The sequence below is a fragment of the Gluconacetobacter asukensis genome, from assembly GCF_014174375.1.
GTDB classification, from domain to species: Bacteria; Pseudomonadota; Alphaproteobacteria; order Acetobacterales; family Acetobacteraceae; genus Gluconacetobacter; species Gluconacetobacter asukensis.
Genome location: NZ_JABEQE010000016.1, coordinates 1 through 26,917, shown reverse-complemented (window position 1 = coordinate 26,917; position 26,917 = coordinate 1). Strand labels below are relative to the sequence as shown.

Here is a 26,917-nt window from a genome sequence, read left to right as displayed (position 1 = left end):
AAGTGTGGCGGTTCTATTGAAGCTGGCCATGCGTTTTTCTTGACAGGCGGGGCTCAGATTCTATGAAGGGCGCGATGGTTCCTCTCAACGAGGATTAAAAGGGAACACAGTGCGGGCCAGAAGGCCCAAGCCTGTGGCTGTCCCCGCAACTGTAGGCGGCATGTTCACGCATCGCCGGGCGTCATGGCCCGGGGCCACTGGGGTTTCGTTCAACCCGGGAAGGCCATGCGGAACGACAACCGCGAGCCAGGAGACCTGCCGTCAGCACTGGTTGCGACCGGGAACCGTCAGGCGGGGTGATCTGGCGGACGGGACAGGGACGTCATCACGGCATCGGATGGCGGATCGTGGCCCGTGGTCTCGTGGCAGCCGCGCATGGTCACGAGAACGGTCCTGATGCACGATTTTCGCTCGATTCTTTTTTTCTCCACGCTGTTTACCGCCGTCGGCCTGTCCGGTGCGCTGGCGCAGGAGGTGCCGTCCGCGCCCGTGCCGGCGAAGGTTCCTCCCGTCCGTCCGGCTACCGCGACGACGCGCCCGGTCGCGGCTGTCGGCAACCATGTCGCGCTGAAGCAGCGGGATGGAGGGGAGACCATTACGGTCAGTGCCGCCCGCCGCCCGGTCAGCGTTGATGACATCGGCTCCAGCGTGACGATCGTGACCGAACAGCAGATCCAGACCCAGCAGCGCCGTGGCCTGGCGGATATCCTGGAGCGGCAGCCTGGGCTGAATGTCGTGCAGACGGGCGGGTTCGGCGGCACGACCTCGATTTTCATGCGCGGGAACAATTCGAACGAGGTCAAGGTCCGGCTGGACGGCATGGACATCAATGATGGCAGTTCGACCAGCGGTGCGTTCGATGCTGGACAGTTCGTGACCGATGGCATGGGGCGGATCGAAATCCTGCGCGGGCCGCAGAGCGGCCTGTATGGTGCCGATGCCATGGCGGGCGTCATCGACATCACCACCGCGCAGGGGCAGGGGCGCTTTGCGCCGTTCGTCCGGCTCGAGGGTGGGGAGTATGGCACGTTCAACCAGGTGCTGGGTGCGCGTGGCAGCAAGGGGCGGTTTCATTACAATGTCGCGCTGTCCCATTACCGCATGGATGGGTTCAACAATATCCCATCCTATATCGAGCGGTATTACGGTGCCGACCGCCAGCAACGGAGCGAAGGGAACCGCAACGACAATCGGAGCGCGAATATCCGGTTGGGATATGATGTGACCCGGACGTTCGACCTGGGCCTGACGGCGCGCCTGATCCAGTCGAATTATCATTCCTATTCGGTGTACGACCTGCAGAGCGAGAACCTGTATGGGGCGTCCGGGGTGCGTGAGCAGAACAACAAGAATGAGGCGATCGTGCGCGGCACGGCGCATCTTGTGTCGTTCAACGGGCTGTTCGACCAGGTGATCGGGCTGGGATACATGACCAACCGCAATCGCTGGACGGAGACCGGCACGAGCTATGGCAGCCCGCTCAATCCGGACCCCAGCTATTATCGTTCCGACCGGCTGAAGATCGACTGGCATGGGACCTTCGACCTGAAGCAGTATGGGCAGTTCCTGATCGGTGCCGAACATTTCCACGATAATTTCAACACCAGCCATACCGCGTCCAGCATGTGGGACAGCGGGTATAACAATTCGGCCGGCATGGATACGACGGCGGGATATGGGCAGTATCAGGGGAATTGGAACCGCATCCTCTATGGTGCGGCCAATATCCGCTATGATGCCAACTCGCGCTACGGCAACCATGTGACCTGGCGGGTGGCGCCTGCCATCCATGTGCCGGGGACCGGGACCATCATCAAGGCGAGCGCCGGCTCCGGCTTCCATGGGCCTTCGCTGTATCAGCTCTTCGCCAATCAGGTCGGCGTGGGGTATTCGGAAAAAGGCAATCCGAACCTGAAGGCGGAACAGTTGATCGGCTATGATGCCGGTGTCGAACAGAAGCTGCTGCATGAGCGCCTGAAATTCGGCGCCACCTGGTATGACAACCGGGTGAGGAACCTGATCCAGTCGTCCCTGTCGATCGACTCTTCGTATAACTACAATTATTCATACGAGAATGTGGCGAAGGCGCGCATGTATGGCGTGGAGGCCTTTCTGAACTGGAAGGCCCGCAGCGACCTGGAATTCAACCTGAGCTACACCTGGACCCATGCGCGGGACGAGACGCTGCATACGGAATTGCAGCAGCGCCCGCAGCATAAGTTCAATTTCAATACGACATGGACGCCGATCCGGGATCTGACCTTCTCGGGCAACATCCTCTATACCAGCGGCTGGCGTGACCTGCCGGTGATCGGCAGCGAGACATGCAGCATCTGCGCCAAGGGGCATGGCTATGTCACGATCGACATCGCGGCCAATTACAAGATCAACCGGTTTGTTTCGGTCTACGCCCATGCGGATAATTTGCTGAACAGGCAATATGAGGAGCCGATCGGCTATCTGCAGCCCGGGCGTGGCGGGTATGGCGGCTTTACGCTGTCCTACTGACGGGATGCGGACCTGGGCTCGATGCTCCGCGATCATGCTGCTGGCGGTGGTGCTGGCGGGAGGAGCGCGGGCCGAGCCCCGGCATCGGATTGTTTCGCTGAATCTGTGTACCGACCAGTTGCTGCTGCAACTGGTGCCGGCCCGTGACATTGCGGGCCTGTCGCCGCTGGCGCGGGATTGCGCCTATTCCGTGATGTGCGGCGAGGCGCGGTCGGTCCCTGTTGTGCGCCCCACGGCCGAGGCCGTGGTGGCGGCGCGTCCCGATCTGGTACTGGGTGGGCGCTATGCGGGTGTTACCGCCTTGCTGGCGGCGCGGCAGGCGGGAATGCCGGTCGAACTGTTCGACCCTGTCGAGCGGCTGGTTGATATTCCGGGCCAGATCGTGGCCGTGGCAAATGCGGCGGGCGTGCCTGCGCGGGGGCGGGAACTGGCCGACGCGTTCAACTCTCGTCTCGCGGCTTATTCTGTTTCGGCGGGTGGTGGGGCTGTTCCCTCGGCGGTGATCTATGCCGCCAATGGTTTCGTGACCCGCGCGGGGTCGCTGGCGGACGATATGCTGGTGCGTGCCGGTTTTCGCAATGCGGCGAACGGGCTGGATGGGCGGCATGCGCTCGCTGTGCCGTTGGAGAGCCTGCTGACCCGGCCGCCTGACCTGCTGATTGTGGCACGATCCGATGTCGGCACGTCGATGGCGCAGGCGATGCTGGACCATCCGGCCTTGCGCGATGCCTTTCCCGCCTCGCATCGTCTGTCCTTGCCCGACCGGATGTGGCTATGCGGCCTGCCGCAGACGCTCGATACGCTGGACAGGCTGATTGCGGCCCGCAAGGCGCTGGAGATGTCCCGATGATCGACCGCCGCGACTATCCGCTGATCGCTGCCCTGGCGTTGGGTGTGCTGGTGATGCTGGTGCTGTCGCTGGCGTGGGGGGACAGCGCCGTTTCGTTGCCGTCGGCCCTGCGCGACCTGATGGCTGGCCGGCATAGTGTGGGGGCGATCATCGTTGGCCAGTTGCGCCTGCCTCGGGCGATTCTCGGGGTTTCGATCGGGGCGGCGTTGGGGCTGTGTGGGGCGGTGATGCAGGGTTATCTGCGCAATCCGCTGGCCGATCCCGGTCTGCTGGGCGTGTCGGGCGGCGCGGCGCTGGGGGCGGTGCTGGTCTTCTATACCGGGTTGGCCGGTGTGTCCGCGCTGTTGCTGCCGGCGGGCGGGCTGGCGGGGGCGCTGCTGGCGGTGCTGCTGCTGCTGGGGCTGGTGGGACAGGGCGGGACGCTGGTGCTGCTGCTGGCGGGGGCAGCGCTGAGCAGTTTTGCCGCCGCGCTGACGGCCATGGCGATGAATCTGATGCCCAGCCCCTATGCGGCCTATGAGGTCATGCGCTGGGTGATGGGGTCGTTGACCGACCGGACCCTGACCGATGTGTCGATCAGCCTGCCCGGCACCGTCGCGGGCTGCCTGCTGATGCTGACGACCGCGCGGGCGCTGGACGCGCTGGCGCTGGGGGATGAGGTGGCCGAGAGCATGGGCTTTCGCCTGCGCGGCCTGTCCGGTGTTCAGACGCGGGTGGTGGTGGGGGCGGCCGTCGCCGTCGGGTCCTGCGTCGCGGTCAGCGGGGCCATCGGGTTTGTGGGACTGGTGGTGCCGCATCTGCTGCGTCCGCTGACGGGGCACCAGCCGTCGCGCCTGTTGCTGCCCTCGGCATTGGGGGGCGCGCTGCTATTGTTGGTGGCCGATGCGGCGGTGCGGCTGCTGTCCGGTGCCACCGAGATCCAGATCGGCGTGCTGACGGCGCTGATCGGGGCGCCTGTCTTCTTTCATCGGGTGATCGCCATGCGGCGGAGCCAGGCATGACCGGCCTGGTCGCGCGTGGGGTGACGCTGTCGCTGGGGGGACGGAGGGTGCTGCATGAGGCGTGTGTTGCGGTGGCCCCCGGTGAGGTTGTGGGGGTGATCGGCCCCAATGGCGCGGGCAAGAGCACGCTGCTGCGGGTGCTGTCCGGCATCCAGTCTGCCGATGCGGGAGAGGTGATGCTGGAAGGCCGCGGGCTGGCGGGGATGACGCCGGGCGAGCGGGCTCGGCGCCTGTCCTTTCTGCCGCAGGAGGGGGAGCCGCCGCCGCCGATGCGGGTCGAGGATCTGGTGGCACTTGGGCGTCTGCCGCATCGTGCGGCGCGGGACGGGGCGCATGATCGGGCGGCGGTGGAATGCGCGCTGGCGGAAACCGGGCTGCTGGATCTGCGCGACCGGCCGGCCAGCCAGTTGTCGGGTGGTGAGCGTGCCCGCCTGCGGCTGGCGCGGGCGCTGGCGGTCGAGGCGCCCTATCTGCTGGCGGATGAGCCGGTGGCGGCGCTGGACCCCGCGCATGCGTTGGCGGTGATGGCGTCGTTCGGTCGGCTGGCGCGCGCGGGCATGGGGGTGGCGGTGGTGCTGCACGACCTGACGCTGGCCGGGCGGTTCTGTCATCGGCTGGTGCTGATGCGGGACGGGCGGATCGTGGCGCAGGGGCGTCCGGCGGAGATCCTGACCGACAGGGCCATGCGCGCGGTCTATCGTGTGACTGTCCGCCGGGTGGGTGATGCGGTCGTGCCCTGGAGCCTGACCGATGGGCGGGCCGACGACGAACGAACGGGTTCGTGAAAAATACGCGAAAAACACGGGGGATTTGAACGGCTGACGTCAGTCACCGCGACGTGATGGGATCGTTTTTTGCTTCGGATGCGTTCGAGGCAGGAACGATGCCCGGGTGGATCGGGCCGCCCCGGTCTGCAAGGTGGAACATGGCTGATGGCGGCGGTATTCAGTCCACGCGCCAACGTCATCGTCGCGGTGGCGATGCTGGGGGCCGTGGGTGCCGTCGTGGGGCTGTGCCTGTGGTGGTTTGCATGGCCGCGGTCGGATTATGTCCGGCATGTCGGGTGGGCGATCCAGCAGCCGGTTCCTTTCAGCCACCAGCATCATGTTGCGGGACTGGGGATCGATTGCCGGTTCTGCCACAGCAGCGTGGAGCGTAGCGCGCAGGCCAGCCTGCCGCCGACTTTCACCTGCATGACGTGCCATTCGCAGATCTGGACGAATGCCGCCCTGCTGGCGCCGGTTCGCGAGAGCCTGACGGAAGACCGGCCGATTGTCTGGGCGCGGGTGACGGATGTGCCGGATTACGTTTATTTCAACCATAGCATCCATGTTTCCAAAGGGGTTGGGTGCGAGAGCTGTCACGGCGACGTGGCGCGCATGCCTCTGACGTTTAAAGCCAGGACGCTGACGATGCAGTTCTGTCTGGACTGCCATCGCAATCCGGGGCCGAACCTGCGTCCGCTTGCGCATGTCTATGACATGGACTGGCATCCGGACCATGCGACGCCGCCTCCGGCGGATCTGATGCGTGCCTATCATATCGGCGGGCGCAACCTGACGGAGTGCTCACTATGCCATCGCTAGAGGGGCTGCCGGGCGACGAAGAGGACTGGATCAGGCGCTTTCCGCAACTGGAGCAGGCGCTGGCGCATCCGCTGGACCGGCGGCGGACGCTGAAGCTGCTGGCCCTGGCATTGGCCGGCGGCGGGCTGGCGGGATGTGATCCCGGGACGCCGGATCGCGGCTTCGTCTCGGCGGTGCGGGCGGCGCCGGGGGTGGTACCGGGTGTGCCCAACATCTATGCCAGTGCCCATGTGCGCGATGGTTATGCCAACGGCATTCTCGTCACCCATCAGATGGGGCGGCCGATCAAGGTGGAGGGTAATCCCGGGCATCCGTCCAGCCTGGGGGCCACCGATCTGTTCGCGCAGGCCGCGATTCAGGATTTCTATGACCCCGACCGGGCCAGCGGGCCGTTGCATGATGGGATGCCTGCCGCGTGGCAGGAGGTGACGACCGCGCTTCAGGCTCTGCGCGCGGGGCCGGATGGTGCGGGCGCCTCGGGTGGGGCGGGTTTGCGCATCCTGACCGGGACGGTGACCTCGCCTACGCTGGGGGCGGCGATCGATGCGCTGCTGGCGGCCCATCCCGGTGCCATCTGGCATCGTTGGGACGCGATCGGGCGGGAGGCGGTGCGGCAGGGCGCGGCCAGGGCTTATGGGCGCCCGGCGATGGTGATTCCGGATCTGCGGCAGGTCAATGTCGCGCTGGCGGTGGATAGCGACCTGCTGGACAGCGCTCCGGGGCATCTGCGCCATGCGCGGGCCTTCGCCGGGCGGCGCAATCCGGTGCTGGGGGACATGAGCCGCCTGTATGCCGTGGAACCGACGCCCAGCCTGACGGGGGTGGCGGCCGACCATCGCTTCATCGCGGCGCCTGGTGCCTGTGAGGAGATCATCGGGCGTCTGGCTGCGGCTCTGCTGCACAATGAGGAACCTTCGGGCGGTCCGGACTGGCTGGGGGCGGTGGTGGCCGATCTGCGCGCGCATCGCGGGCGGGCGTTGGTTCATCTCGGCCCTGATTACGGGGCACCGGCCCATACTGCGATCCATGCGATGAACGAGGCGCTGGGTGGGCGGGGCAAGGTGTTCGATGTTTTCGAACCGCCTGAATATCGCCCGGTGCAGCCCGTTTCCACCTTGTCGGACCTGATGGACGATATGGAAAAGGGGCGGGTGCGCACGCTGCTGATCCTGGACGTCAATCCGGTCCATCAGGTGCCGCGCTTTGCGGCGGTGCTGCCGCGTGTTCCTCTCAGCGTCGCGCTGGCGGATCGGCCGCATGAGACGGCGCGGGCGGCGCGGTGGCATGTTCCGCTGGCGCATGGGTTCGAGGCGTGGGGTGATGCGCGTGCCGATGATGGTACGGCGACGATCCTCCAGCCGCAGGCGATGCCGCTCTATGGCGGAACCAGCGCCGCGACCATCCTGCGCTTCTGTGCCGGAGAGGTTGGCCGCCCGGCGCGGGAACTGGTGCGGCAGGTCTGGCGGGAGCATCTGGCGTCGGAACGCGACTGGCGGGCGGCGCTGGCTGCCGGGGTTATTCCCGGTACGGCCAGCGCGCGCCTCGAGGCGGCGATTTCGCCCGTCATGCCGCCTGTTTCGCCCCGTGGGGCAGCATCCGCGGATCTGACGTTGCTGCTGCGGCCCGACCCGCATTTGTGGGACGGGCGTGAGGCGAATAATCCCTGGTTGCAGGAATTGCCTCGGCCGCTCAGCAAGAGTGTCTGGGGGAATCCGTTGCTGATTCCGCCGGATCTGGCGCGATCAATGGGTTTGCGCAATGGAGATGAAATCGTGCTGTCGGTGGACGCACGCCGGGCCGTGCTGCCGGTCTGGGTGCAGCCGGGACAGGCATCGGGCTGTGTCGTCGGGCTGCTGGGGTCGGGGCGGCGGCATGCCGGGGAAACGGGGGATGGGGTCGGTACCGACCTGTATCCGTTGCGCGATGCCGTGGGGCCGGTGCGGATTGCCGCTACCGGCCGCAGGGTCGACGTGGCCTGCACGGAACATCATGCCACGCTGGTTGCGGATACGCCTTCCGACATCGTGCGGCATGGCACGCTGGCGCGGTTTCGGCAGGAGCCGGGATTTCTCGGTACCGCGCAGGATCATCGGGCATCCGAAGCTGCCCTGTACCGGCGGGACCCCGGCGCGCCGGTGGCGTGGGGGATGAGCATCGACCTGAATGCCTGTATCGGCTGCAATGCCTGCATGATCGCCTGTCAGGCGGAGAATAACGTGCCGGTGGTGGGGCGGGATGAGGTGCTGCGCCAGCGCGAGATGCACTGGCTGCGGATCGATCGCGCCTATGAAGGAACGCCGGATGCCCCGGACACGTTCTTCCAGCCGATGCTCTGCATGCATTGCGAACAGGCGCCGTGCGAAACGGTCTGCCCCGTCGGTGCCACGACGCATGATTCGGAGGGCCTGAACGTAATGGTCTACAACCGATGCGTCGGCACGAAATTCTGTTCCAATAATTGTCCTTACAAGGTCAGGCGATTCAACTACTTCGCCTTTGCCGAGCAGGAGCGCCGGCCGCCGATCAGCCGCAATCCGGACGTTTCGGTGCGCGCGCGGGGGGTGATGGAGAAATGCACCTTCTGCGTCCAGAGGATTGCGCAGGCACGGATTGCGGCCGACCGGGATGGTGTGGCGGAACAGGTGGTGACGGCCTGTCAGGCCGTCTGTCCCACGCAGGCCATTACCTTCGGGGATATCAACGATCCCGATGCTGCCGTCAGGCATCGCAAGGCCAGTCCGCTGACTTATGGTGTGCTGCCCGAGCAGGGCACGCATCCGCGCGTGACGTATGAGGCGCGCATCCGCAACCCCAACCCGGCTCTCGAATCATGAGTGCCCCGGCCGTTATTGCCGCCGGCGAGACCGCGCAATCGGTGACCGAGCGCATCTGTGCGGTGACGCTGCGGGAGGGGGCACGTCCCTGGACGCCGCTATGGTGGTGGGTAGCCTTTGCAGTCTCGCTGGGGTTGCTGGGGATGGGCGTGATTTCGGTCGCGTGGCTGTTCTATGCCGGGCTGGGGATCTGGGGCATCGACTGGCCGGTGGTCTGGGGGCTGGATATTCTCAATTACGTCTGGTGGATCGCCATTGCTTCGGGCGGCACGTTCATTTCCGCGCTGTTCTTTCTGCTGGGGGTGGAATGGCGCACGGCGCTGAATCGGCTGGCGGAAAGTCTGACCCTATGCGCGGCGCTGTGTGCCGCGATCTTTCCCATTCTGCATCTGGGGCGGCCATGGTTCTTCTACTGGCTGTTTCCCTATCCGAACACGATGGGGTTATGGGCGCAGTTCCGCAGTCCGTTGGTGTGGGATTTCTTTGCGATCCTGACTTATGTTCTCGCGTCGATCCTGTTCTGGTATTTCGGGCTGCTGCCGGATCTGGCGACCTTGCGCGATCGGGCGGGGCGGCCGGGGCAACGTGTGTTCTATGGTGTGCTGGCCCTGGGTTTTCGCGGATCGGGCCGGCAATGGCGGCATTATCGGGCGGTCTATGCCGTCATGGCCGCGCTGATGGCGCCGCTGGTGGTGTCGGTCCACAGCATCGTAGGCATGGATTTCGCGGGGAGTGCCGCCACCGGCTGGCATTCCACGCAGTTTCCGCCTTTTTTTGTGTTCGGTGCGGCGCTGTCGGGGTTCGCCGTCGTGCTGGTGGCCATTCTGCCGCTGCGCGCGCTGCTGGGGCTGCAGGCCTATGTGACGGCGCGGCATATCGATGTGCTGGGCCGGCTGTTCCTGACCAGTTCGCTGTGTGTCGCCTATGCCTATCTCATGGATGCGTTTTCCACGTTCTACGGTTCGGACCCGGCGGAGCGGACGATGTTCGTCCTGCGCGTTTTTGGCCTGTATGCGCCGGTCTATTGGGGCACCATCGTCCTGAATATCGTGTTGCCACAATTGTTGTGGTGGCGCGCGGTGCGAATGACTGCGCCCCTGGTCTGGCTGATCGGGCTGGGCGTGCTGGTGGGCATGTGGCTGGAGCGGTTCCAGATCATCGTGACCAGTCTGGCGCGGACGCAGATGCCCTCTTCGTGGGGGCAATATACGCCGACGATATGGGAATGGAGCCTGCTGTTCGGCACGATCGGGCTGTTCCTGACCACGTTCCTGCTGATCGTGCGGCTGATGCCGGTGGTGGCGATGGCGGAAATGCGCGCGATGCTGCGGGGAGGGGTGGGATGATCGTCGCCGCCTTCGCCACCGAAGAGGGGATGAGGGAGGCTGCCGCCGAAATGCGGCGCGGCGATTGCGGTTTTGTCGAAACCTATATGGCGATGGAGCCGTGGGAGGCCGAGGTCGGCGTGGAGGGGGGCTCCGTCCTGCCGACCGTCATGCTGGGTGGCGGAATCGTGGGCGGGGTGGGAGGCTTTCTGATGCAGGCCTATGCCACGACCGTCAGCTATCCGCAGAATATCGGCGGGCGGCCGGATCTGTCCTGGCCATCTTATGTGCCGGCGACTTTCGAACTGGCGGTTCTGGGGGCGGTCGTCGCCGGTATGGCCGGGTTTCTGCTGCTGGCCGGGATGCTGCGCCTGTATGAGCCGGTCGATGAGGCCGATTGCATGCGCGGGGCCATGCTGGGGTCCTATGTGCTGGTCGTGCGCCCTGCCGACAGTGCGTGCGCGCGACGGGTGCTGGCCCGGCATGCCCCGATCAGGATCGAGGAGGTGGCGGAATGATGCCGCGTCCTGCTACTGTCCTTGGACTTGCTGCCGCGCTGGTGCTGGTTGCCGGCTGCGACGACATGACTAAGCAGAAGAAGCAGAATCCGTATGCCAGTCGTGCGACCGCGCCTGGCGAGGTTCCGGCCGGTACGGTGGCGTATGGCGAAATTTCTGCCCCGGTGCCGCCGGTGACGATGGCGCTGCTGGAGCGTGGACAGACCGAATATCACGTCTTCTGCGCGCCCTGCCATGCGGAGACCGGCGATGGGCACGGGATGATCGTGCAGCGCGGCTTTCCCGCGCCGCCGCCGCTGGCCGCTGAGCGCCCGCAGTTTGTCTATGATGTCATAACCAACGGTCGGGGCGTGATGTATGGTTTTGCCCAGCGGATCGCACCGGAGGATCGCTGGGCCGTCGTTGCCTATGTGCATGCGTTGCAGCGCAGCCAGCATATGATGGTGGCCGACCTGACGCCGGAACAGCGGGTTGCGCCATGACCGGGGCTCGGCTCCCCGTCGAAGGCGTTGCATGGGCCGTTGCCGGGCTGGCGGGGGTGGCGGTGCTGGCGGGGTTGGTGTGGATGCCTCATGCTGTCTATCGCCCTTGGCTGGGGGCGTGCGCGGCATGGCTGGGCTGGCCGCTGGGCAGCATGGCGTTGATGCTGGTGCATGCGCTGACGGGCGGGCGTTGGGGCGAGATCCTGCGGCCTGCCCTGCGTGCCGGCGTGGCGACCCTGCCGCTGGGGCTGCCGGCGCTGGCCGTTCTGCTGGCCGGGGCGGGGGAGCTTTATCCCTGGCTGCATGGGGAGGGAGCGGCGCATGCCGCGAACCGGTTCTATCTGAACCCGCTCTTCGCCCTGCTGCGGATTGCTCTGTATGCCGGGATCTGGGGCACGCTGGGGGTGTTGTGCCTGCGTGGGCAGGGGCTGGCGCGTATTGCGCCGGCGGGGCTGATCCTGCTGGCCCTGACGTTCAGTTTCGCGTCCATCGATCTGACGGAATCGCTCGATCCGCACTTCAATTCCAGTGCTTACGGGCTGATTGCCTCCGCAGGGGCCGGCCTGCTGGCATTGGCGCTGGCCATGCTGCTGGTGCTGCTGGCGGGTGCTCCGCAGGCCGACCGGATCGTGCTGCGCGAACTGGCCCGGCTCTTGCTGGGGCTGACGGTGCTGTGGGCGTATCTGGATTTCATGCAGTTCCTGATCGTCTGGCAGTCCAATCTGCCGGTCGAGGCGGCGTGGTATGGCCGCCGCCTGCATGGCGGGTGGGGGGGCGTCGCGGTGGGGATCGTGCTGCTGCATTTCCTGTTGCCCTTTGCGCTGCTGATGCTTGCGCCGTTGCAGGTTCGGCGCCCCGTTGTTCTGGGTGCGGCGGGGCTGCTGGTGGCCATGGAGGTCGTGCGTAATCTGTGGCTGGTGTTGCCCGGGCAGGCGTCGGTTTCGGTGCTGCTGACGCTGGCGTCGCTTCTGCTTTTTGGGGCAGCGGGGGCGGCGCTTGGCATCCGGGCGATGCAGCGTGAGGTACGCCATGCCTGACGATCCCGCGCCGGCTGCCGCCCCGCCTTTTTCCCGCCCCCGGCATGAGGCCCGGGATGTTGCGCTGCGCCCCGTCCTTGCCGTTGGCCTTGGGGTAGGCGTGGCGTTGGTGATGCTGGCGGTGGTGGCCAATCTGCTGTTTCCGCAGCACCGGCTGGACCGGCTGCTGGCCGCGCCTCTGCCGCCGATGGCAGCACCCGCGCTGCAAAGCGATCCGCCGGCCGATATGGCGGCCTTTCGCGCGGCGGACATGGCGCGGCTGAACGGGTTCGGCTGGGTGGATCGCGCGCATGGGGTGGCGCATGTGCCGATCGGGCAGGCGATGCGGCAGGTGGCCCGCGATGGTATCCCCGACTGGCCTGCCGCCGTGGCGGACCGGCCATGATGCGCGGGGGGAGGGTCGGGCGTGCCGTCATGGCGGCGCTGGTGCTGGTGATTGCCATGCCGGCATGGGCGGGCACGATGCGGGATCTGGCCTTCACCCAGCGGCAGGGGGCGACACTGCCGCTGGACGCGCGCTTTACCGACACGGCGGGACGCAATTTGCCGCTGGGGGCGTTTGTGGACGGCCATCCGGCGATTCTGTCGATCGGCTATTATGCGTGCCCCAATCTATGCGCGCTGGAACGCGAGGACCTGCTGCATGCGCTGGATGGCAGCGGGCTGAAGACGCCTGACGATTACACGCTGATCGTCGTCAGTATCGACCCCGCCGAAACCGTTGCGCTGGCCCGTCAGGCCCGGGAGGACGATCTGGGCCGCCATGCCACGCCGGGCGCGGAGCGGGGCTGGCACTTTCTGGTTGGAGAGGGGCCGTCGATCCGGCGGCTGGCGGATGCGGTGGGGTTCCATGCGCGCTACGATCCGGGGCTGAAGCAGTATCTGCACCCGATGGGGCTGGTGTTCACGACGCCGGCCGGCATGGTTTCGGGCTATGTGCTGGGGGTGGGCTACCGCTCCGGCGATGTGCGCCAGGCCGTGATGCAGGCGGCGGCGGGGCAGCGGGCCGAGGCGTCGCCGGTGCTGCTGCTGTGCTTTCATTACGATGCGGTCACCGGGCGCTATACGCTGGCCGTTCGCAAGCTGCTGCAACTGGGCGCGCTGATGACGGTGCTGGCCCTGGGGACCATGCTGGGCATGGCGCATTGGCGGAGGGTGCGATGACCTGGCTGCCCGAAGCCTCGGCCCATGCCATGCGGATCGATATCCTGCTGGCCGGGCTGGTGATCATCAGCCTGGCGGTGCTGGGGCTGGTGTTCGGGCTGATGGTGCTGAACGTGCTGCGCTTTCGCGCCGGCCGGACGACGGCCATCGCGCGGGCCATCGCCGAACATAAGAGCTGGTGGTTCGAAATCGCCTGGACCTCGGCGACGCTGGTGATCTTCTTCGGCCTGTTTTTGTGGGCGACGCAGCTTTATGTCGTGGGCTTCCGGCCGCCGGCGGATGCGATCCAGATCTATGTCACCGGCAAGCAATGGATGTGGAAGATCCAGTATCCGGGCGGCCAGCGCGAGATCAACGCGCTGCATGTGCCGGCGGGCCGGCCGGTCCAGCTTCTGCTGACATCGGAAGACGTGATCCACGATTTCTCGATCCCGGCGCTGCGGATCAAGCACGACGTGCTGCCCGGCCGGTATCAGAGCCTGTGGTTCACGGCGACGCGGACCGGATCGTTTCGTCTTTATTGCACGCAGTTCTGCGGACTGGGCCATTCCCGCATGACCGCCACGCTGACGGTCATGAATGCCACGGATTATGCCGGCTGGCTGAACAGCGCCCCGGCCAGTGGCAGTCTGGCGACGGTGGGGGAGGCGCTGTTCATCCGCAGCGGTTGCAGCGGCTGCCATGCCTCCAGCCGCTATGCCCCGGATGCGGGGGATACCAGCCGGGCGCCGTCGATGGTCGGGCTGTACGGCAGTCGGGTGGCGCTGGCGGATGGGCGGGCGATCGTGGCCGATGCCGCCTTTCTGCATGATTCGATCCTTGATCCGCCCCACCGCCCGGGTGCGTCGTTCGCGACCGAAATGCCGTCCTTTCGCGGGGTGCTGGCCGAGGACGATCTGGCCGCTTTGGTCGCCTATCTGCAGACCCTCTCGCCCGCCCTTCCTCCAGAAGCAGGGAATTGAATGCGATGTCGGAAAGCTATCTCTGGCAGGACGGCACCCTGCGATCATGGCTGCTGACGCGCGATCACAAGCGGATCGCGTTGCTCTATCTGGGATCGATCACCGCCTTCTTCGCGCTGGGGGGCGTCGGCGCGGCGCTGATCCGGCTGCAATTGCTGGAACCCACCGGGACCATCCTGTCCGATGCGACCTATAACCGGATGTTCACCATGCATGGCGTGGTGATGGTCTGGCTGTTCCTGGTGCCGTCGATCCCGGTCACGCTGGGCAATTTCCTGGTGCCGCTGATGCTCGGTGCGCGTGATCTCGCCTTTCCGCGCCTCAATCTTCTGAGTTGGTACCTGTTCGTGGCGTCGGGGTTGCTGGTGCTCTATGGCCTGTTTCGGGGCGGACTGGAGACCGGGTGGACCTTCTATACCCCGCTTTCCTCGGACTATAGCGAGGGCAGGGTGCTGCCTGTCGTGCTGGGTATCTTCCTCAACGGGTTTTCCTCGATCGCCACCGGGGTGAATTTTATCGTCAGCATCCATCAACTGCGCGCGCCGGGGATGACGTGGTACCGGCTGCCGCTGATGCTGTGGGCGCTGTATGCCACCAGCGTCATCTTCGTGCTGGCGACGCCGGTCCTGGGCATTACGCTGCTGCTGCTGGCGTTCGAGCGGCTGTTCCGGGTGGGGGTGTTCGATCCGACACTGGGCGGTGATCCGCTGCTGTTCCAGCAGATGTTCTGGTTCTACTCCCATCCCGCCGTCTACATCATGATCCTGCCCGGCATGGGGGTGGTCAGCGAGATCGTCAGCACTTTCTGCCGCAAGCCCGTATTCGGCTATCGCTTCGTGGCGTGGTCCTCGGTCTCGATTGCGGCGATCGGATTCATCGTGTGGGGGCACCACATGTTCGTGGCCGGGGAATCGCTTTATTCCGCGATCGTCTTTTCGATGTTCAGTTTCTTTGTCTCGGTGCCGTCGGCCATCAAGGTCTTCAACTGGCTGGGGACGATGCATGGCGGGTCCATCCGGCTGGATGCGCCGATGCTCTATGCGATGGGCTTTATCGGCCTGTTCACCGTGGGGGGGCTGACCGGGCTGTTCCTGGCGTCGCTGGCCGCTGACGTGCATCTGACGCAGACCTATTTCGTGGTCGCGCATTTCCACTACATCATGGTCGGCGGCATGGTGTCGGCCTATTTCGGCGGGCTGCATTATTGGTGGCCCAAGATCACCGGGCGGATGTATCCCGAGATCTGGGGACGGCTGGCTGCCGCCCTGATCTTCTTCGGCTTCAACCTGACCTTTTTTCCGCAATTCATCCTGGGCTTCGAAGGCATGCCCCGACGCTATGCCACCTATCCCGCGCAGTTCCAGATCCTGAACGTGCTGTCCTCGGCGGGGGCGGGTATCCTCGCGGTCGCCTATGTGATGCCGCTGGTCTATTTCGGCTGGTCGCTGTTTCGTGGCGCGCGGGCGCCCGACAATCCTTGGGGGGCGACGGGGCTGGAATGGCGGACCGCATCGCCGCCGCCCACCGAAAATTTTGCCGAGACGCCGGTTGTGACCACCGATGCCTATGATTACGGGGATCTGGACGCCCGTGCTGGCCGGGCGGATGCGGGAGGGCCGCATCATGTCTGACGGGTCGGTGCTGGACCACCATTCCCCTTATGAGACGCCGCTGCATCGCGACGAGAGCGCGATTGCCGGTATGTGGCTGTTCCTGGCCAGCGAGGCGCTGCTGTTCGGCGGCCTGTTTCTGGTCTGCCTGGTCTATTCACAGACCCGTGCCGGGGGATGGGCCGAGGGCGTGCGCCATACGAACCTGACGATCGGCGCGGTCAACACCCTGATCCTGATCACCAGCAGCGCGGTCTATACGCTGGCGGTCGAGGCGGGTAGGCGCGGCGACAATCGCGGCGTGGTTCGGGCCGGACTGGGCGCTGCGGGGTTGGGCCTGGCGTTCCTGGTCCTGAAGGGTGTCGAATGGGGGCAGGAATTCAGCGAGAACCTGTTTCCCGGGCCGCATTTCGCCCTTCATGGTCCGGCGTCCGGGGCAGCTGCATTGTTCTACAGCTTCTATTTCCTGGCGACCTTCCTGCATGGCATGCACATGGTGGTCGGGATCGGGTTGATCCTGTGGATCTGCCGCAAGGCCCGTCAGGGGGCATTCAGTCCGGCATGGAGCACGCCCGTCGATGTCGTGGGGCTGTATTGGAGCTTCGTCGATCTGATCTGGATGCTGCTGTTCCCGCTGCTCTATCTGATCGGGCGGGCGTGATGGCGCGCATCGCGGCCTGCTGGGGGATGCTGGTGCTGCTGCTGGCGGCGGAGCTGGCGGCCACGTGGGCAGGGCTCGGTATCGCTGTCTGTGTGGTGGCGGTCCTGATGGTTCTGGTCATCGTGCTGGGTTTCATGCAGATCCTGCGCGGGCCACCGCTTGCGATCATCTTCGCGCTTGGTGGACTGTTCTGGCTGACGATTCTGCTGGCGCTGGGCAGCCTGGACAGTTTTACCCGCACGACCGTTCCGGTGCCTGGGGGCGCCCTGGATGGTCCTGCCTTGCCCGACCGCGCGGCCGTTCCGAAGGAGAGCAGATAGTTTCATGAAAGATACACGAAAGAAATAGTCGGATGCGGCTAGAGAGGGCACGTCCTTCATCAGGGTATGCCGCTTGCGATGAACGTGATTCTGAACGATCGACTTGCATCCGCCAGTTATCGGGCCGTCTTTGTTTCGGACGTCCATCTGGGAACGCGCGATTGCCGTGCCGACCTGCTGGCGGAATTCCTGCGCAATCTGACCTGTCAGCGCCTGTATCTGGTCGGCGATATCATCGACGGCTGGAAGCTGAAGCGGTCGTGGTTCTGGAACAGCCATCATGACGATGTGCTGAACCTGATTCTGCGCATGGGACGCAGTGGGACCGAAATCATCTATATTCCCGGCAATCATGACGAGATGTTCCGCCGCTGGCTGCCGCATGAGCTGGAAGTCGCCGGCATCCGCCTGTGCGGCGAGGCCGAGCATGTGACGGCGACCGGTCGGAAGTTCCTTGTCCTGCATGGAGACGAATTCGACAGCGTGGTGCGCTATGCCCCCTTCCTGGCGATGCTGGGGGACCGGGCCTATACGCTGGCGCTGGTCGTCAACCGCTGGTTCAACCTGGCGCGGCGCCGGCTGGGGCTGCCCTACCGCTCGCTGTCGCAATGGCTGAAGCGTCAGGTGAAGAGCGCGGTCATGGCCATCGATCGGTTCGAGACCGCCGTGGCGGACGAGGCGCGGCGCCGGGGCATGGATGGGGTGATCTGCGGCCATATCCATCATGCCGTGATCAAGGATCTGGACGGCGTGCTGTACATGAATGACGGCGACTGGGTCGAAAGTTGCAGTGCGCTGGTGGAACATCATGACGGCAGCATGGAACTTCTGGACGTGACCGATGTCCGCAACCGGTTCCCGGCGCCTGCGCCGCTGGCGTCGCCCCTGTTTGCCGCCGGTGCCTGAGTGACGGACGGCGTGGCTGCCGCTGCCGAACGGCAGGAGGACACGGCGGAGGGCCCCCTGCGCATCCTGATGGTCAGCGATGCGTGGTATCCGCAGGTCAACGGCGTGGTGCGCACCGTCTCGCGCCTGCGGGACGCGCTGGAAGCGATGGGGCATACGGTCGAGATCATCGGCCCGCATCTGTTCCGCACCGTGCCGTGCCCGACCTATCCCGAGATCCGGCTGTGCATCCTGCCCGGCCGCCGGCTGGAGCGGTTGATCGAAGCCTTTCGGCCCGATGCGATCCATATCGTGACCGAAGGGCCGCTGGGCCTGGCCGCGCGCCGCTGGGCGATCCGCCATGGGCGGTGCTTCACCTCGTCATTCCATACGCGTTTTCCGGAATATATCCGCGCCCGTATCGGGTTCTCGACGCCGCTGCCCTATCGCTTCCTGCGCTGGTTCCATGGTGCGGCGGCGTTGACGCTGGTGCCGACGGCCAGTCTTCTTGAAGATCTGCGCGAGCGGGGCTTCCAGCATCTGGAATGCTGGACCCGGGGTGTCGATGCTGACCGGTTCCACCCCGATGCTGCTGCGATCGACTGGCATGTTCGGTATGACATACGCGGTCCGTACCTGCTCTATGTCGGGCGGGTGGCGGTGGAGAAGAATCTGGAGGCGTTCCTGTCGCTGGACCTTCCCGGCACCCGGATCGTGGTGGGGGACGGGCCGGACCGGGTGGCTCTGGCCGCGCGCTATCCGGACGTGCTGTTTACCGGCTATCTGACCGGCGCGGATCTGGCGGCGGCCTATGCGGCCAGCGACGTGTTCGTCTTTCCCAGCCTGACCGACACGTTCGGGCTGGTGATTCTGGAGGCGCTGGCCTGCGGAGTGCCGGTTGCGGCCTTCGAAGTGACCGGGCCGCGGGATATTCTGCCGCCGGGCGTGTCGGCGGTGGGTGCGATCGGGCCCGACCTGCGGCGCAATATCCTGGCGGCGTTGCGGGGGGATCGTGCCGCCTGCCGGGCTCATGCCGCCCGGTTTACCTGGGAGGCCTGTGCGCGCATGTTCCTCGATGCCCTTACACGCGCGCAGAATATGTCCGCGCGTTGAACGGCTGACCGGGCGGGGCGTTTCCGGTTACGGCGGTTCGACGGGATGGACCGACGGCCGAAAACACCGTAACGGGGCCGGGCGCCGGGGATGACCCCGGCTCTGCCAGGAAGGGAAATCGTCATGGAGGGCGTCATTGCCGTTGTTACGGGCCTGCTGCTGGGCTTGTTCGGCCTGATCCTGACGGCGGTTGCCGCGATCGAGAACCTGGCACGGCAGGTCCTTGCCGGTATGGGCATCCGGGGCGAGTTGCAGACTGCGCTTCTGATCATTCTGCTGGTCAGCCTGGCGATCGGTGCCTTCCGCTTGTTCGGGGGTGTGTTCGCCGTTCTGATCGGGCTGGTGCTGATGTTGATCCTGCTGCACGCCCTGCTGGTGACAGCGGGCGTGCCGGTGCATTGACCTGGCCCTGGCCTATCTGACGGGTGGGCTGAAGGTTCCGGTACTGTAGACGATGCGGCCGCCGACCATGGTGAGCAGGACCCTGGTGCCGGCGATCTGCTCGGCCGGGATGGTGGCGATGTCGCGGTCCAGGATGATGAGGTCGGCGAATTTTCCCGGTTCGAGCGAGCCGGCGACCGGGTCGGAACGAAGCTCGTCATTCGCATTGATGGTGATGGCGCGCATCACGCTGGCGCGCGACAGGCCCGGTTCCGTGCCGAGTGGCTTGCCGTATTGCGCGCCGGCGGCGGGCGCGTTGGTGCGGGTGACGCCGACTTTGAGCGCGAACCATTCGTCGAGCGGGTCGACCGGCCAGTCGCTGCCATAGGTGATGCGGGCGCCGGCCTTCTCCATCTGCGAAGCGGGTTCGAGATACGGGGCGCGGCCGGGGCCGATATAGGGCAGTACGCCCTCGGTGGTGTCCGGAGCCTGTTTTTCCCACTGGAAGGACAGGACGGGGGTGGCGTTCAGCGCGCGGTAGCGGGGCATGTCGGCGGGATCGACCATTTCGTCATGCGCGATCGCCGGACGGAAATCGTTGGCGGGCAGCGCCTTGCGCGTGGCCGCGATGGCGTCGAGCGCCAGGCGGACGGCGCCGTCGCCATCGGCATGCATGTGCGGGTCGAAGCCTGCCGTGACGAGGGCCTTCAGCAGCGGGCTGAGGGTTTCCAGCGGGAAGTAGGGGGCGGGGCCCTTCGACGGGCCGGGTTGCCAGTCCGGATGGTCCTTCGTTCCCTTGTTGACCAGATAAGGGGCGAGCAGCAGTCCGGTCTGGGATGGGGCGGTGATGACGCCATCCATGAACAGCTTGACGTTGCGTACCGTGATGGAGGGGGCGGGGGTGAGGGGGCCCTGGTCGTAGCGGGCGCGAATGGTGGTCAGGCGCCTGATGTCGCCCGCGATATCCTTGCCCTGCGCGGGCTCGATCACGGGCGCGAAATGGGCGCGGGCAGTCAGTTTGCCCTGTTTTTGCAGGGCGGTGAACGAATCCAGATCTTCGGGCAGGGCCCAGGCGTCGAGAAAGCCGGTAATGCCCTGGGCGCGCATGGCGGCGAGGGCTGCCGATGCTGCCGCGATATTTTCCTGCGTGGTTGGGTGCGGCAGCACGGTCATGACCAGATCCAGCGCCGTGTCCTCGAGGATACCGGTTGGCTGTCCGTCCGGGCCATGGATGATCTGGCCGCCGGTGGGGTTGGGCGTTGCTTTGGTGATGCCGGCGCGTCGGAGGGCGGCGCTGTTGGCCAGCAGCGAATGGCCGAAGGAAGAGAGGACGATGATGGGACGCGTGCTGTCGATGGAATCGAGCGCGGCTTTCGTCATCCGCAGGCCGGCGGGCTGCATCGCCTCCTGGAACCAGTTGCGGACGACCAGCCAGCCGGACGTGGTGCGATAGGCGGGGTTGGCGGCGCAGGCGCGGATGCGGGCGGTGAACAGGTCGGCGGTCAGCGGAAGATAGTCCAGCGAACAGCCGACCAGGTTCTGGCCGCCCTCCAGCGGGTGCATGTGGCCGTCGGTCAGGCCTGGCATGACCATATGGCCTTTGAGGTCGATGGTCTTCGTATGGGCATCGGCGTGGGCCGGTGCATCGGCGCTGGAGCCGGTCCAGACGATCCGTCCGTCACGGATGGCCAGGGCTTCGGTCGTCCTGTCGTCATGATCGACGGTGCGGATGGTGCCGTTGGTCAGCAGGATATCGGCCGGGGGTGCCGGGGCGGCAAGCGTGGCATGGGCCGCGAGGAGAGAGGAGGCGGCAAGAAGGAGCGAGGCGCGGCGCATGGCAATCCGGACGGCTGTGGACACGATGTCCTGCCATGAGGATGCGGATGTTGCGATGTGTCAATGAGGACGACGCCGGGGCACCGCGCGAGGTCCTCGTGCAGGGTAGGCGGGACTGTGCGTCTATCGCTGTCGGCGGAAGGCGACGCGGCGCGACAGGCCCGCCGACATCTGGCGCATCGAGGCGACATAGCCGGGCCATGACAGGGACCGATTGCCTGTCCAGCGCTGCCGGTCGGCGCGACGGGTCCGTGGGTTCTGTGTCAGGCATATGCCCTGATGGTCGTCGGCGGGGGCGGGCTGCCTGGTGCCGATCCAGTCACGGACCAGGATATGTCCGATGATGCCGGCCGCGTGTGTCATCGACATGGTCCTCCTGCCCAGGATGCCGGGCGTTGAACCCGGAGAGATCAGCAAAGTTCAGACGCAAACCCAAGACTTGTCCGCCATGATGATCACCGGGGCCCCCTGTCATGGCCGCCATGGCCATCATGCCCACGGTCGCCGCCGGGGGGACCTCCATGGGGCATGTCGGCATGGGGCATGCCGCCGCCCCGATGATCACCGCCCCTGTTATCGCCACCGCGCGCATTGCCGGGTCCGCCGCCGGGGAAGCCCCCTCCGCGATGGTCGCCCGGCGGCGGGCCGCCTCGGCCACTCCATCCGGGTCCCGGTCCTCCGGGACCTGCTCCCCTGGGGCCGTTGCCCGGTCCGCCGTAACCGCTGCCTGGTCCGGGTCTTCCGGGACCGGCGCCCCAGCGTCTGTCAGGACCATCGCCTGGTCCCCGGCCGCGGATGTCCTCTCCGCGACCACGGCCACCGCCCCAGCGATCGTAACTGGAGAACCATGGGCGATCGCGATAATGCGCGCCCCAGTAATGACCAAAGGCGAAACCGATCAGGGGCAGGCCTATCATGGGGCCATATTCGCTCAATGGTCCCGGCGAGCCGTCATACAGGATCTGCACCCTGTCAGAGGGGGCCCAGCCGCGATAGGGGCCTCCGGCCACGTCGCACCATCCCCAGCCCGGCTGGCATCCGAAAATTTCGATGGGGGCGCCCGGCGGCAATGCCCCGACAATGGGATAGGCCGGTGATGGGCCGGCGAAAATGTCCGTGCCGCCGACGACCACGCCGGGAGCCGCCAGCGCCGGCCCCGCAAGGCCGACACCCGCGAGGAATGCGGACAGGATGATCTTTGTCCTTATCGTCATCGTCTTTCGGCCCCGCGCGGTGTAACGGGCGCGTCGATACACCCGTGACCATGCATCATGTCCTGCCAGACTGAGCATGTTTCCCGGAAAAGAAAAGCCCTGCTGCGACGGTCCCGGCTCCATGTTGCCGGACCGTGCCGTCATTTCCTTACCAGGCCTGTCCGAACAGCAGGACGCCGGCATAGAACATGACAAGAGCGACGATCCCGCCGACCATGATGGTCCAGTAACCGATCGAGCGGGGTGGCGTGGCGGAGATGCCGCGTGTGATGGTATGGGCCATGACTGCCTCCTTTGCCGAGGGTCGTTCTTACCCGTCTGCCCGTTGCTGGACGTGGGATGTGCCATCGCGCGAACAAGGCGTGTCGCATGATCACATCCCCACGATCTGCCGGAGGGATGATCCCGATAGGGGATTTGCTTGTCCGGTGCCGGGCAACGCTGGCATGCTGGCGGCCTTCCACTGCGATAAGGATGTTTTCACATGCGCTTGCGCCTGCTTCTTTCGAGCCTGGCCGTCGTCACCCTGATCGGCGTGTCGGCTCCGGTTTCCGCCGCCGCGCCGTGTCGGGACGCCAAGGGCAAGTTTACGACCTGTCCCAAGCCGAAGCCTGCCAAATGCCGTGACGAAAAAGGGCGTTACGCCAAATGCCCGGCCCAGGGCGCCGGCCCGGGCTGACTGGGCGGGCGGCGTCTTGCGGCCGACAGGCCGTGTCGTTTCCGATTTCGCCCGGCATCGCCGCTTTCGCCAGGATGACCAGTCTGGGGCGGGATCTTCCTGTCGGCCAACCTTTCGCGCATTTTCTTGAAACTCTGCGTGTCGGCATGTGATCGGTTCGGCGGGCAGCGCGGTGTCCACTGACGGGATTGTTGCCGCCTGTCCGGGCCGAGGCCGGTCATTCAGGTGAAAGCGCGCGGTGGTCGGCTTACGGGGTGCCTTTGTCGGGACAATGCCATGGGACTGTTTTTTTGTGTGTCTTTTTAAGACTGTAGGGGAAAAAAGACTATAGAAAATTGTTTCAGTTTTGTTACTATTGATCGGGGCTGTGGGTAGGCATATTTTGACACAATGAATATGTGCGTTGGCGTACGGATGGTTTCCGGTTTTTGGGCGTGCACGATCTCGCATCAGGCTGCCAATTCCTGACCGGGAGGAGGGCCGGCGTAGAATGTTGGACCCTCTCGATGGGGCAGGAAGCGAACATTGGAACCGGTGTCATGAGTGCGGTTCTGCAACAATATGACAAAATAAGCGGCTCCGAATCTCCATGCCCGCTCGGCGGCCTGTACGCCAAAGTGACGTAGGGTGTATTGAGTTATATCATGTTACATTTTTACTTGCTGAATGGCAGGTATGTGTAGAAAGTGTGCGGATATGACCTGTCGAACATTGCGGGCGGCCAGCGGTATGGAATAAGAAAAAGCCAGATATCGGGTCAGGTGGGCTGACCGTCGCTATCGTCTCCAAGCAGTCCTGAATGTCCTGCGTGAGGTGATTGCAGGGTGGAGAATTGATTCATGAGGGAGCCGGCGTTGCACAATGGGCCGTCATCTCTTTCGTCGGTTCTGAACGCGCTGGCCGATGGCGTGATCATGGTCGACGACAGCGGCATGGTGGTTTTCGTCAACGACGCGTCCGTGGCGATGTGCGGCGGAGGGGCTGATTCGTGGGTGGGGCGGCCGGTGCGCGACATGGTGCCCGCGCTGGACCTGACATCTGGTCCGGCATCCCATGAACTGCCGCTCTTCCGGCCCGGCTGCCCGGTTCGTTGGCTGGAAGCGGTCGTCGCGCGTGGCGACGCATCTGACGGTGCGGCATGGATCGTCACGCTGCGTGATGTGAGCGTGGAGGTCGCTCGGCGTGAGGCCGGGGAACTGTGTTCCACCGTTGTCAATCGGACCGACCGGGGTGTGATGGTCCTCGATGGGCTGGACCGGATCACCTACGTCAATCCGGCCTTCAAGCACCTGCTGGGCTATCGTCCGGAAGATGTGCTGTTGCGGGATGTCTCGGTCGTCCTGTCGGCGGAAGAGGCCGACATGCCGGTCCTGCGCGAGTTCCGGTACAATCTGCGGGGCCGAAAGGCATTCGAGATCGACCTGCGGGCGCGGTCGCGCGGGGGACGCGAGATCTGGCTGAGCACGGCCGTGAGCCCGGTAAGTGATGATGGCGCGGCGGATGGCGATGTCATCGTCCTTCTGGCCGACAAGACCCGGGCGATGGAATTGCAGAGCCTGCGGCAGGACGTGACGACGGCCCTGAGCAGTGCGACGGACTTCAATGATGTCATGGCGCTGATCTGCAAGAGGGTCGAGGCGATTTTGCCGGATGTCCTGGTGTCGGTCCTGCTGGTGACGGACGAGGGCACGGCCTGGATGGCGGGCCGGGGCGCGATGCCGGAATCGTTTGCCTCGGGTTTCGACGGGATGGCCGTCAACCCGATGGTGGGGACCTGCGGAGCAGCGATCTATTCCGGCCATGAGGTCCTGGCCCCCGATATCGAGACCGATCCGCGCTGGTCGCCTGCATTGCGCGACAAGGTGCGCCCGCTGGGAATACGCGCCAGCTGGTCGATACCGGTGCGTTTGCGCGACGGCAGCGTGGCTGGGGCGCTGGCCATATATTTTCTCGACCGGCGGGAGCCGACGCTGTGGCACCGCCGGGTCGTGGAGGCCTGCATCCATTTCTGCACGCTGGCGGTCGAACAGGAGCGCGCACGGGTGCGAATCGCGCAACTGGCGCATTACGACGCGGTGACCGGCTTGCCCAACCGGACGTGGCTTCGCGAGCATCTCGCAGGTCTGCAGGACAGGCCGGGCTGGTGCGGCCTGACGCTGATCGCGATTGATCTCGATCAGTTCAGGACGATTCGTGACGGGCTGGGTGGCGCGGGGGCGGATGAACTGCTGGAGACGGTCGCCCAGCGGCTGAAACGCGCGGTGGGGCAGGACGGTATCCTGACCCGTACCGGCGAAGACGAGTTTTCGATCGTGACCGGGTGTGGCCGCACCCCGATGGGGCCGGGCTGTTGCGTGGACCGGGACGGGTTCATCGCGGTCGATCATGCGTCAGTGGTTGCGAGTGCCATCTTGCGGAGCATGGCGCTTCCGTTCGTCATCAACGGCTTGCCGGTCACGTCGGGCGTCAGCATCGGCATCTGTGCCGGCGGTGAGAAAGGCGGCACCGTCGATACGTTGCTGCGCAATACCCGGATTGCGGTTTCCCGCGCGCGGGATGCGGGTGGGAACTGCTACCGCTTCTTCAGTCCGGCGATGAACCAGCGAGCCCATGACCGCGTCATTCTGGGCAGTGCGCTGAGGACCGCGCTGGCGTCCGATCGGCTGCGGCTGGTGTATCAGCCCCAGGTTTCGCCGCATACGGGCGCCATCCATGGAGTGGAGGCGCTGGCGCGCTGGCATGACCCGGTGCGCGGCGATATCTCGCCGGTGCGCTTTATCCCGCTGGCAGAGGAAACCGGCCTGATCCAGGCGCTGGGGGAATGGGCGCTCCGCCAGGCCTGCCGCCAGATGGCGCGATGGATGGCGGAAGGGATCGGGATTCCGTCGGTGTCGGTCAATCTGTCCGCGCGGCATTTCCGGGAGCCCGGCCTGCCGTCGATGATTGCCGCCATCCTGCAGGAGACCGGCATTCCGGCCAACCGCCTGATGGTGGAAATGACCGAGAGCACGATGATCGCCGATGTGGACAGCACGATCCAGGCGGCGCGTGCCATCCGGGCCCTGGGGGTCGGCCTGTCGATGGACGATTTCGGCACCGGTTTCTCGACGCTGGCCAATCTGGTCAACCTGCCGCTGAATGAAGTGAAGATCGATCGCAGCTTCGTGGACGGGCTGAATCGGGTCGATGAAAGCCGTCTGATCGTGAACGCCGTCCTTGGTATCGGCCGCAATCTGGGCATGTCCATCGTGGCCGAGGGGGTCGAGACGAAGCAGCAGCTTGAGCTTCTGGACGAGCTGGGATGCCCGGTGGTGCAGGGATTCCTGATTTCCCATCCGCTGGAGGTCGAGCATCTGCCGGGTTGGGTGCGTACGTGGCAGCAATCCTATCCGGCCTCGCTGGCGCGGCTGCCCGCGGCGTAGCTAGGCTGCATGGGCGGGGGCGACGTGCATCCGCTTCGGATCGCCGGCGGGGTGAGTGCGCACGCCGGGCGCCAGCTTCGTACGAACATGACGGGCCGTGACTGCCGGATTGCCGAGCGTTGTTTCCTGCGATCCTGATGGCATTGTGCGGCGGGGCGAAAAGGCGCTGCACGGGTGATGTTCGCCGCGTTCCGGCTCTCCACCGGTATTTCCGAAGTATCCTCTCATGGAGAGGGTGGGGGATGTCATAAAAACTTAATTGCCCTTCCGATCCTGTTCGATTGAAGCCCGAGGGGGCGAAATGTATTGGAGGAACGGATTAAGGACGGCATCGGGAATAAATGGATGCAGCGGATGCCGCGATCCCGGGACATGGTCCCGGTGAGACAAACCACAAACACGGAAATCGGTGACCGCCTGTTTGCGGGCCTGGTGCGTCTGTCCGGGTGGCTGATCCTTGGCCTGCTGGGTGGGTTGATTGCGGTTCTGGCGTGGGGCGGGCTTTCGGCGTGGTCGGCGTTTGGTCCGG

Annotated in this window: 25 protein-coding genes and 1 riboswitch; of the genes, 21 read left to right on the top strand and 4 right to left on the bottom strand. The window is 65.5% G+C overall.

Features of this window, described 5'->3' with window-relative positions; translation table 11 throughout:
- Positions 1 to 58 precede the first annotated feature (58 nt).
- Positions 59 to 277, top strand: a riboswitch (cobalamin riboswitch).
- A 98-nt stretch (positions 278 to 375) separates the two neighbouring features.
- The 19 genes from HLH35_RS15605 to HLH35_RS15515 all read left to right on the top strand — a co-directional run bounded on the left by HLH35_RS15605 (position 376) and on the right by HLH35_RS15515 (position 19,258).
- The gene (locus tag HLH35_RS15605) at positions 376 to 2,508 is read left to right on the top strand and encodes a TonB-dependent receptor plug domain-containing protein (RefSeq protein WP_408870134.1); all 2,133 of its coding nucleotides are present in this window, start codon (positions 376 to 378) and stop codon (positions 2,506 to 2,508) included.
- Between the two features lie 34 nt (positions 2,509 to 2,542).
- Positions 2,543 to 3,358, top strand: a complete 816-nt coding sequence (locus HLH35_RS15600; RefSeq protein ID WP_182980025.1) for an ABC transporter substrate-binding protein — start codon at positions 2,543 to 2,545, stop codon at positions 3,356 to 3,358.
- Complete coding sequence (locus HLH35_RS15595; protein WP_182980024.1) at positions 3,355 to 4,359, top strand: FecCD family ABC transporter permease; 1,005 nt, start codon at positions 3,355 to 3,357, stop codon at positions 4,357 to 4,359. The genes HLH35_RS15600 and HLH35_RS15595 overlap by 4 nt, the downstream gene beginning before the upstream one ends.
- Positions 4,356 to 5,144 carry an ABC transporter ATP-binding protein gene (locus HLH35_RS15590; RefSeq protein WP_182980023.1) on the top strand — a complete coding sequence of 263 codons (789 nt, stop codon included), beginning with the start codon at positions 4,356 to 4,358 and terminating at the stop codon, positions 5,142 to 5,144. Before HLH35_RS15595 ends, HLH35_RS15590 begins: the two co-directional genes overlap by 4 nt.
- 147 nt (positions 5,145 to 5,291) lie before the next feature.
- Positions 5,292 to 5,945, top strand: coding sequence for a cytochrome c3 family protein (locus HLH35_RS15585; RefSeq protein WP_182980022.1), 654 nt, complete (start codon positions 5,292 to 5,294; stop codon positions 5,943 to 5,945).
- The gene (locus HLH35_RS15580; RefSeq protein ID WP_182980021.1) at positions 5,933 to 8,779 is read left to right on the top strand and encodes a 4Fe-4S dicluster domain-containing protein; all 2,847 of its coding nucleotides are present in this window, start codon (positions 5,933 to 5,935) and stop codon (positions 8,777 to 8,779) included. The genes HLH35_RS15585 and HLH35_RS15580 overlap by 13 nt, the downstream gene beginning before the upstream one ends.
- Positions 8,776 to 10,125, top strand: a complete 1,350-nt coding sequence (gene nrfD / locus HLH35_RS15575) for an NrfD/PsrC family molybdoenzyme membrane anchor subunit (protein ID WP_182980020.1) — start codon at positions 8,776 to 8,778, stop codon at positions 10,123 to 10,125. The genes HLH35_RS15580 and nrfD overlap by 4 nt, the downstream gene beginning before the upstream one ends.
- Positions 10,122 to 10,622: a DUF3341 domain-containing protein gene (locus HLH35_RS15570; protein WP_182980019.1), complete on the top strand. Its 501-nt coding sequence runs from the start codon at positions 10,122 to 10,124 to the stop codon at positions 10,620 to 10,622. Before nrfD ends, HLH35_RS15570 begins: the two co-directional genes overlap by 4 nt.
- Entirely contained in the window at positions 10,619 to 11,104 is a 486-nt protein-coding gene (locus HLH35_RS15565; RefSeq protein WP_182980018.1) for a c-type cytochrome, read from the top strand. Before HLH35_RS15570 ends, HLH35_RS15565 begins: the two co-directional genes overlap by 4 nt.
- Entirely contained in the window at positions 11,101 to 12,141 is a 1,041-nt protein-coding gene (locus tag HLH35_RS15560; RefSeq protein WP_182980017.1) for a hypothetical protein, read from the top strand. The genes HLH35_RS15565 and HLH35_RS15560 overlap by 4 nt, the downstream gene beginning before the upstream one ends.
- Complete coding sequence (locus HLH35_RS15555; RefSeq protein WP_182980016.1) at positions 12,134 to 12,526, top strand: hypothetical protein; 393 nt, start codon at positions 12,134 to 12,136, stop codon at positions 12,524 to 12,526. The genes HLH35_RS15560 and HLH35_RS15555 overlap by 8 nt, the downstream gene beginning before the upstream one ends.
- Positions 12,523 to 13,305, top strand: coding sequence for an SCO family protein (locus HLH35_RS15550; RefSeq protein WP_182980015.1), 783 nt, complete (start codon positions 12,523 to 12,525; stop codon positions 13,303 to 13,305). Before HLH35_RS15555 ends, HLH35_RS15550 begins: the two co-directional genes overlap by 4 nt.
- On the top strand, positions 13,302 to 14,267 hold the full coding sequence (coxB, locus tag HLH35_RS15545) for a cytochrome c oxidase subunit II (RefSeq protein WP_182980014.1): 966 nt from the start codon (positions 13,302 to 13,304) through the stop codon (positions 14,265 to 14,267). The genes HLH35_RS15550 and coxB overlap by 4 nt, the downstream gene beginning before the upstream one ends.
- A 5-nt stretch (positions 14,268 to 14,272) precedes the next feature.
- Positions 14,273 to 15,898 carry a cytochrome c oxidase subunit I gene (locus HLH35_RS15540; protein WP_182980013.1) on the top strand — a complete coding sequence of 542 codons (1,626 nt, stop codon included), beginning with the start codon at positions 14,273 to 14,275 and terminating at the stop codon, positions 15,896 to 15,898.
- Complete coding sequence (locus HLH35_RS15535) at positions 15,891 to 16,538, top strand: cytochrome c oxidase subunit 3 (RefSeq protein ID WP_182980012.1); 648 nt, start codon at positions 15,891 to 15,893, stop codon at positions 16,536 to 16,538. The genes HLH35_RS15540 and HLH35_RS15535 overlap by 8 nt, the downstream gene beginning before the upstream one ends.
- Positions 16,538 to 16,858, top strand: a complete 321-nt coding sequence (locus HLH35_RS15530; protein ID WP_246385154.1) for a hypothetical protein — start codon at positions 16,538 to 16,540, stop codon at positions 16,856 to 16,858. Before HLH35_RS15535 ends, HLH35_RS15530 begins: the two co-directional genes overlap by 1 nt.
- Before the next feature lie 78 nt (positions 16,859 to 16,936).
- Positions 16,937 to 17,764: a UDP-2,3-diacylglucosamine diphosphatase gene (locus HLH35_RS15525; protein WP_182980011.1), complete on the top strand. Its 828-nt coding sequence runs from the start codon at positions 16,937 to 16,939 to the stop codon at positions 17,762 to 17,764.
- Positions 17,765 to 17,821: 57 nt separating this feature from the next.
- Positions 17,822 to 18,856, top strand: coding sequence for a glycosyltransferase family 4 protein (locus HLH35_RS15520; RefSeq protein ID WP_182980064.1), 1,035 nt, complete (start codon positions 17,822 to 17,824; stop codon positions 18,854 to 18,856).
- Positions 18,857 to 18,979: 123 nt separating this feature from the next.
- Positions 18,980 to 19,258, top strand: coding sequence for a hypothetical protein (locus HLH35_RS15515; protein ID WP_182980010.1), 279 nt, complete (start codon positions 18,980 to 18,982; stop codon positions 19,256 to 19,258).
- Between the two features lie 12 nt (positions 19,259 to 19,270).
- On the opposite strand, the gene HLH35_RS15510 is transcribed toward HLH35_RS15515, so the two are convergent.
- From HLH35_RS15510 to HLH35_RS20260, 4 genes are all read right to left on the bottom strand, one after another.
- Positions 19,271 to 21,097 carry an amidohydrolase gene (locus HLH35_RS15510; RefSeq protein ID WP_338029371.1) on the bottom strand — a complete coding sequence of 609 codons (1,827 nt, stop codon included), beginning with the start codon at positions 21,095 to 21,097 and terminating at the stop codon, positions 19,271 to 19,273.
- Between the two features lie 99 nt (positions 21,098 to 21,196).
- Complete coding sequence (locus HLH35_RS15505) at positions 21,197 to 21,442, bottom strand: hypothetical protein (RefSeq protein WP_246385150.1); 246 nt, start codon at positions 21,440 to 21,442, stop codon at positions 21,197 to 21,199.
- A gap of 86 nt (positions 21,443 to 21,528) precedes the next feature.
- The gene (locus HLH35_RS15500; protein ID WP_182980009.1) at positions 21,529 to 22,287 is read right to left on the bottom strand and encodes an SH3 domain-containing protein; all 759 of its coding nucleotides are present in this window, start codon (positions 22,285 to 22,287) and stop codon (positions 21,529 to 21,531) included.
- Between the two features lie 148 nt (positions 22,288 to 22,435).
- Positions 22,436 to 22,570, bottom strand: coding sequence for a hypothetical protein (locus HLH35_RS20260; protein ID WP_275944254.1), 135 nt, complete (start codon positions 22,568 to 22,570; stop codon positions 22,436 to 22,438).
- Between the two features lie 201 nt (positions 22,571 to 22,771).
- Between HLH35_RS20260 and HLH35_RS15495 the strand changes: the two genes are divergently transcribed.
- Positions 22,772 to 22,966: a hypothetical protein gene (locus HLH35_RS15495; protein WP_182980008.1), complete on the top strand. Its 195-nt coding sequence runs from the start codon at positions 22,772 to 22,774 to the stop codon at positions 22,964 to 22,966.
- Between the two features lie 839 nt (positions 22,967 to 23,805).
- The gene (locus HLH35_RS15490; protein ID WP_246385149.1) at positions 23,806 to 26,388 is read left to right on the top strand and encodes an EAL domain-containing protein; all 2,583 of its coding nucleotides are present in this window, start codon (positions 23,806 to 23,808) and stop codon (positions 26,386 to 26,388) included.
- The last annotated feature ends 529 nt before the right edge of the window (positions 26,389 to 26,917 follow it).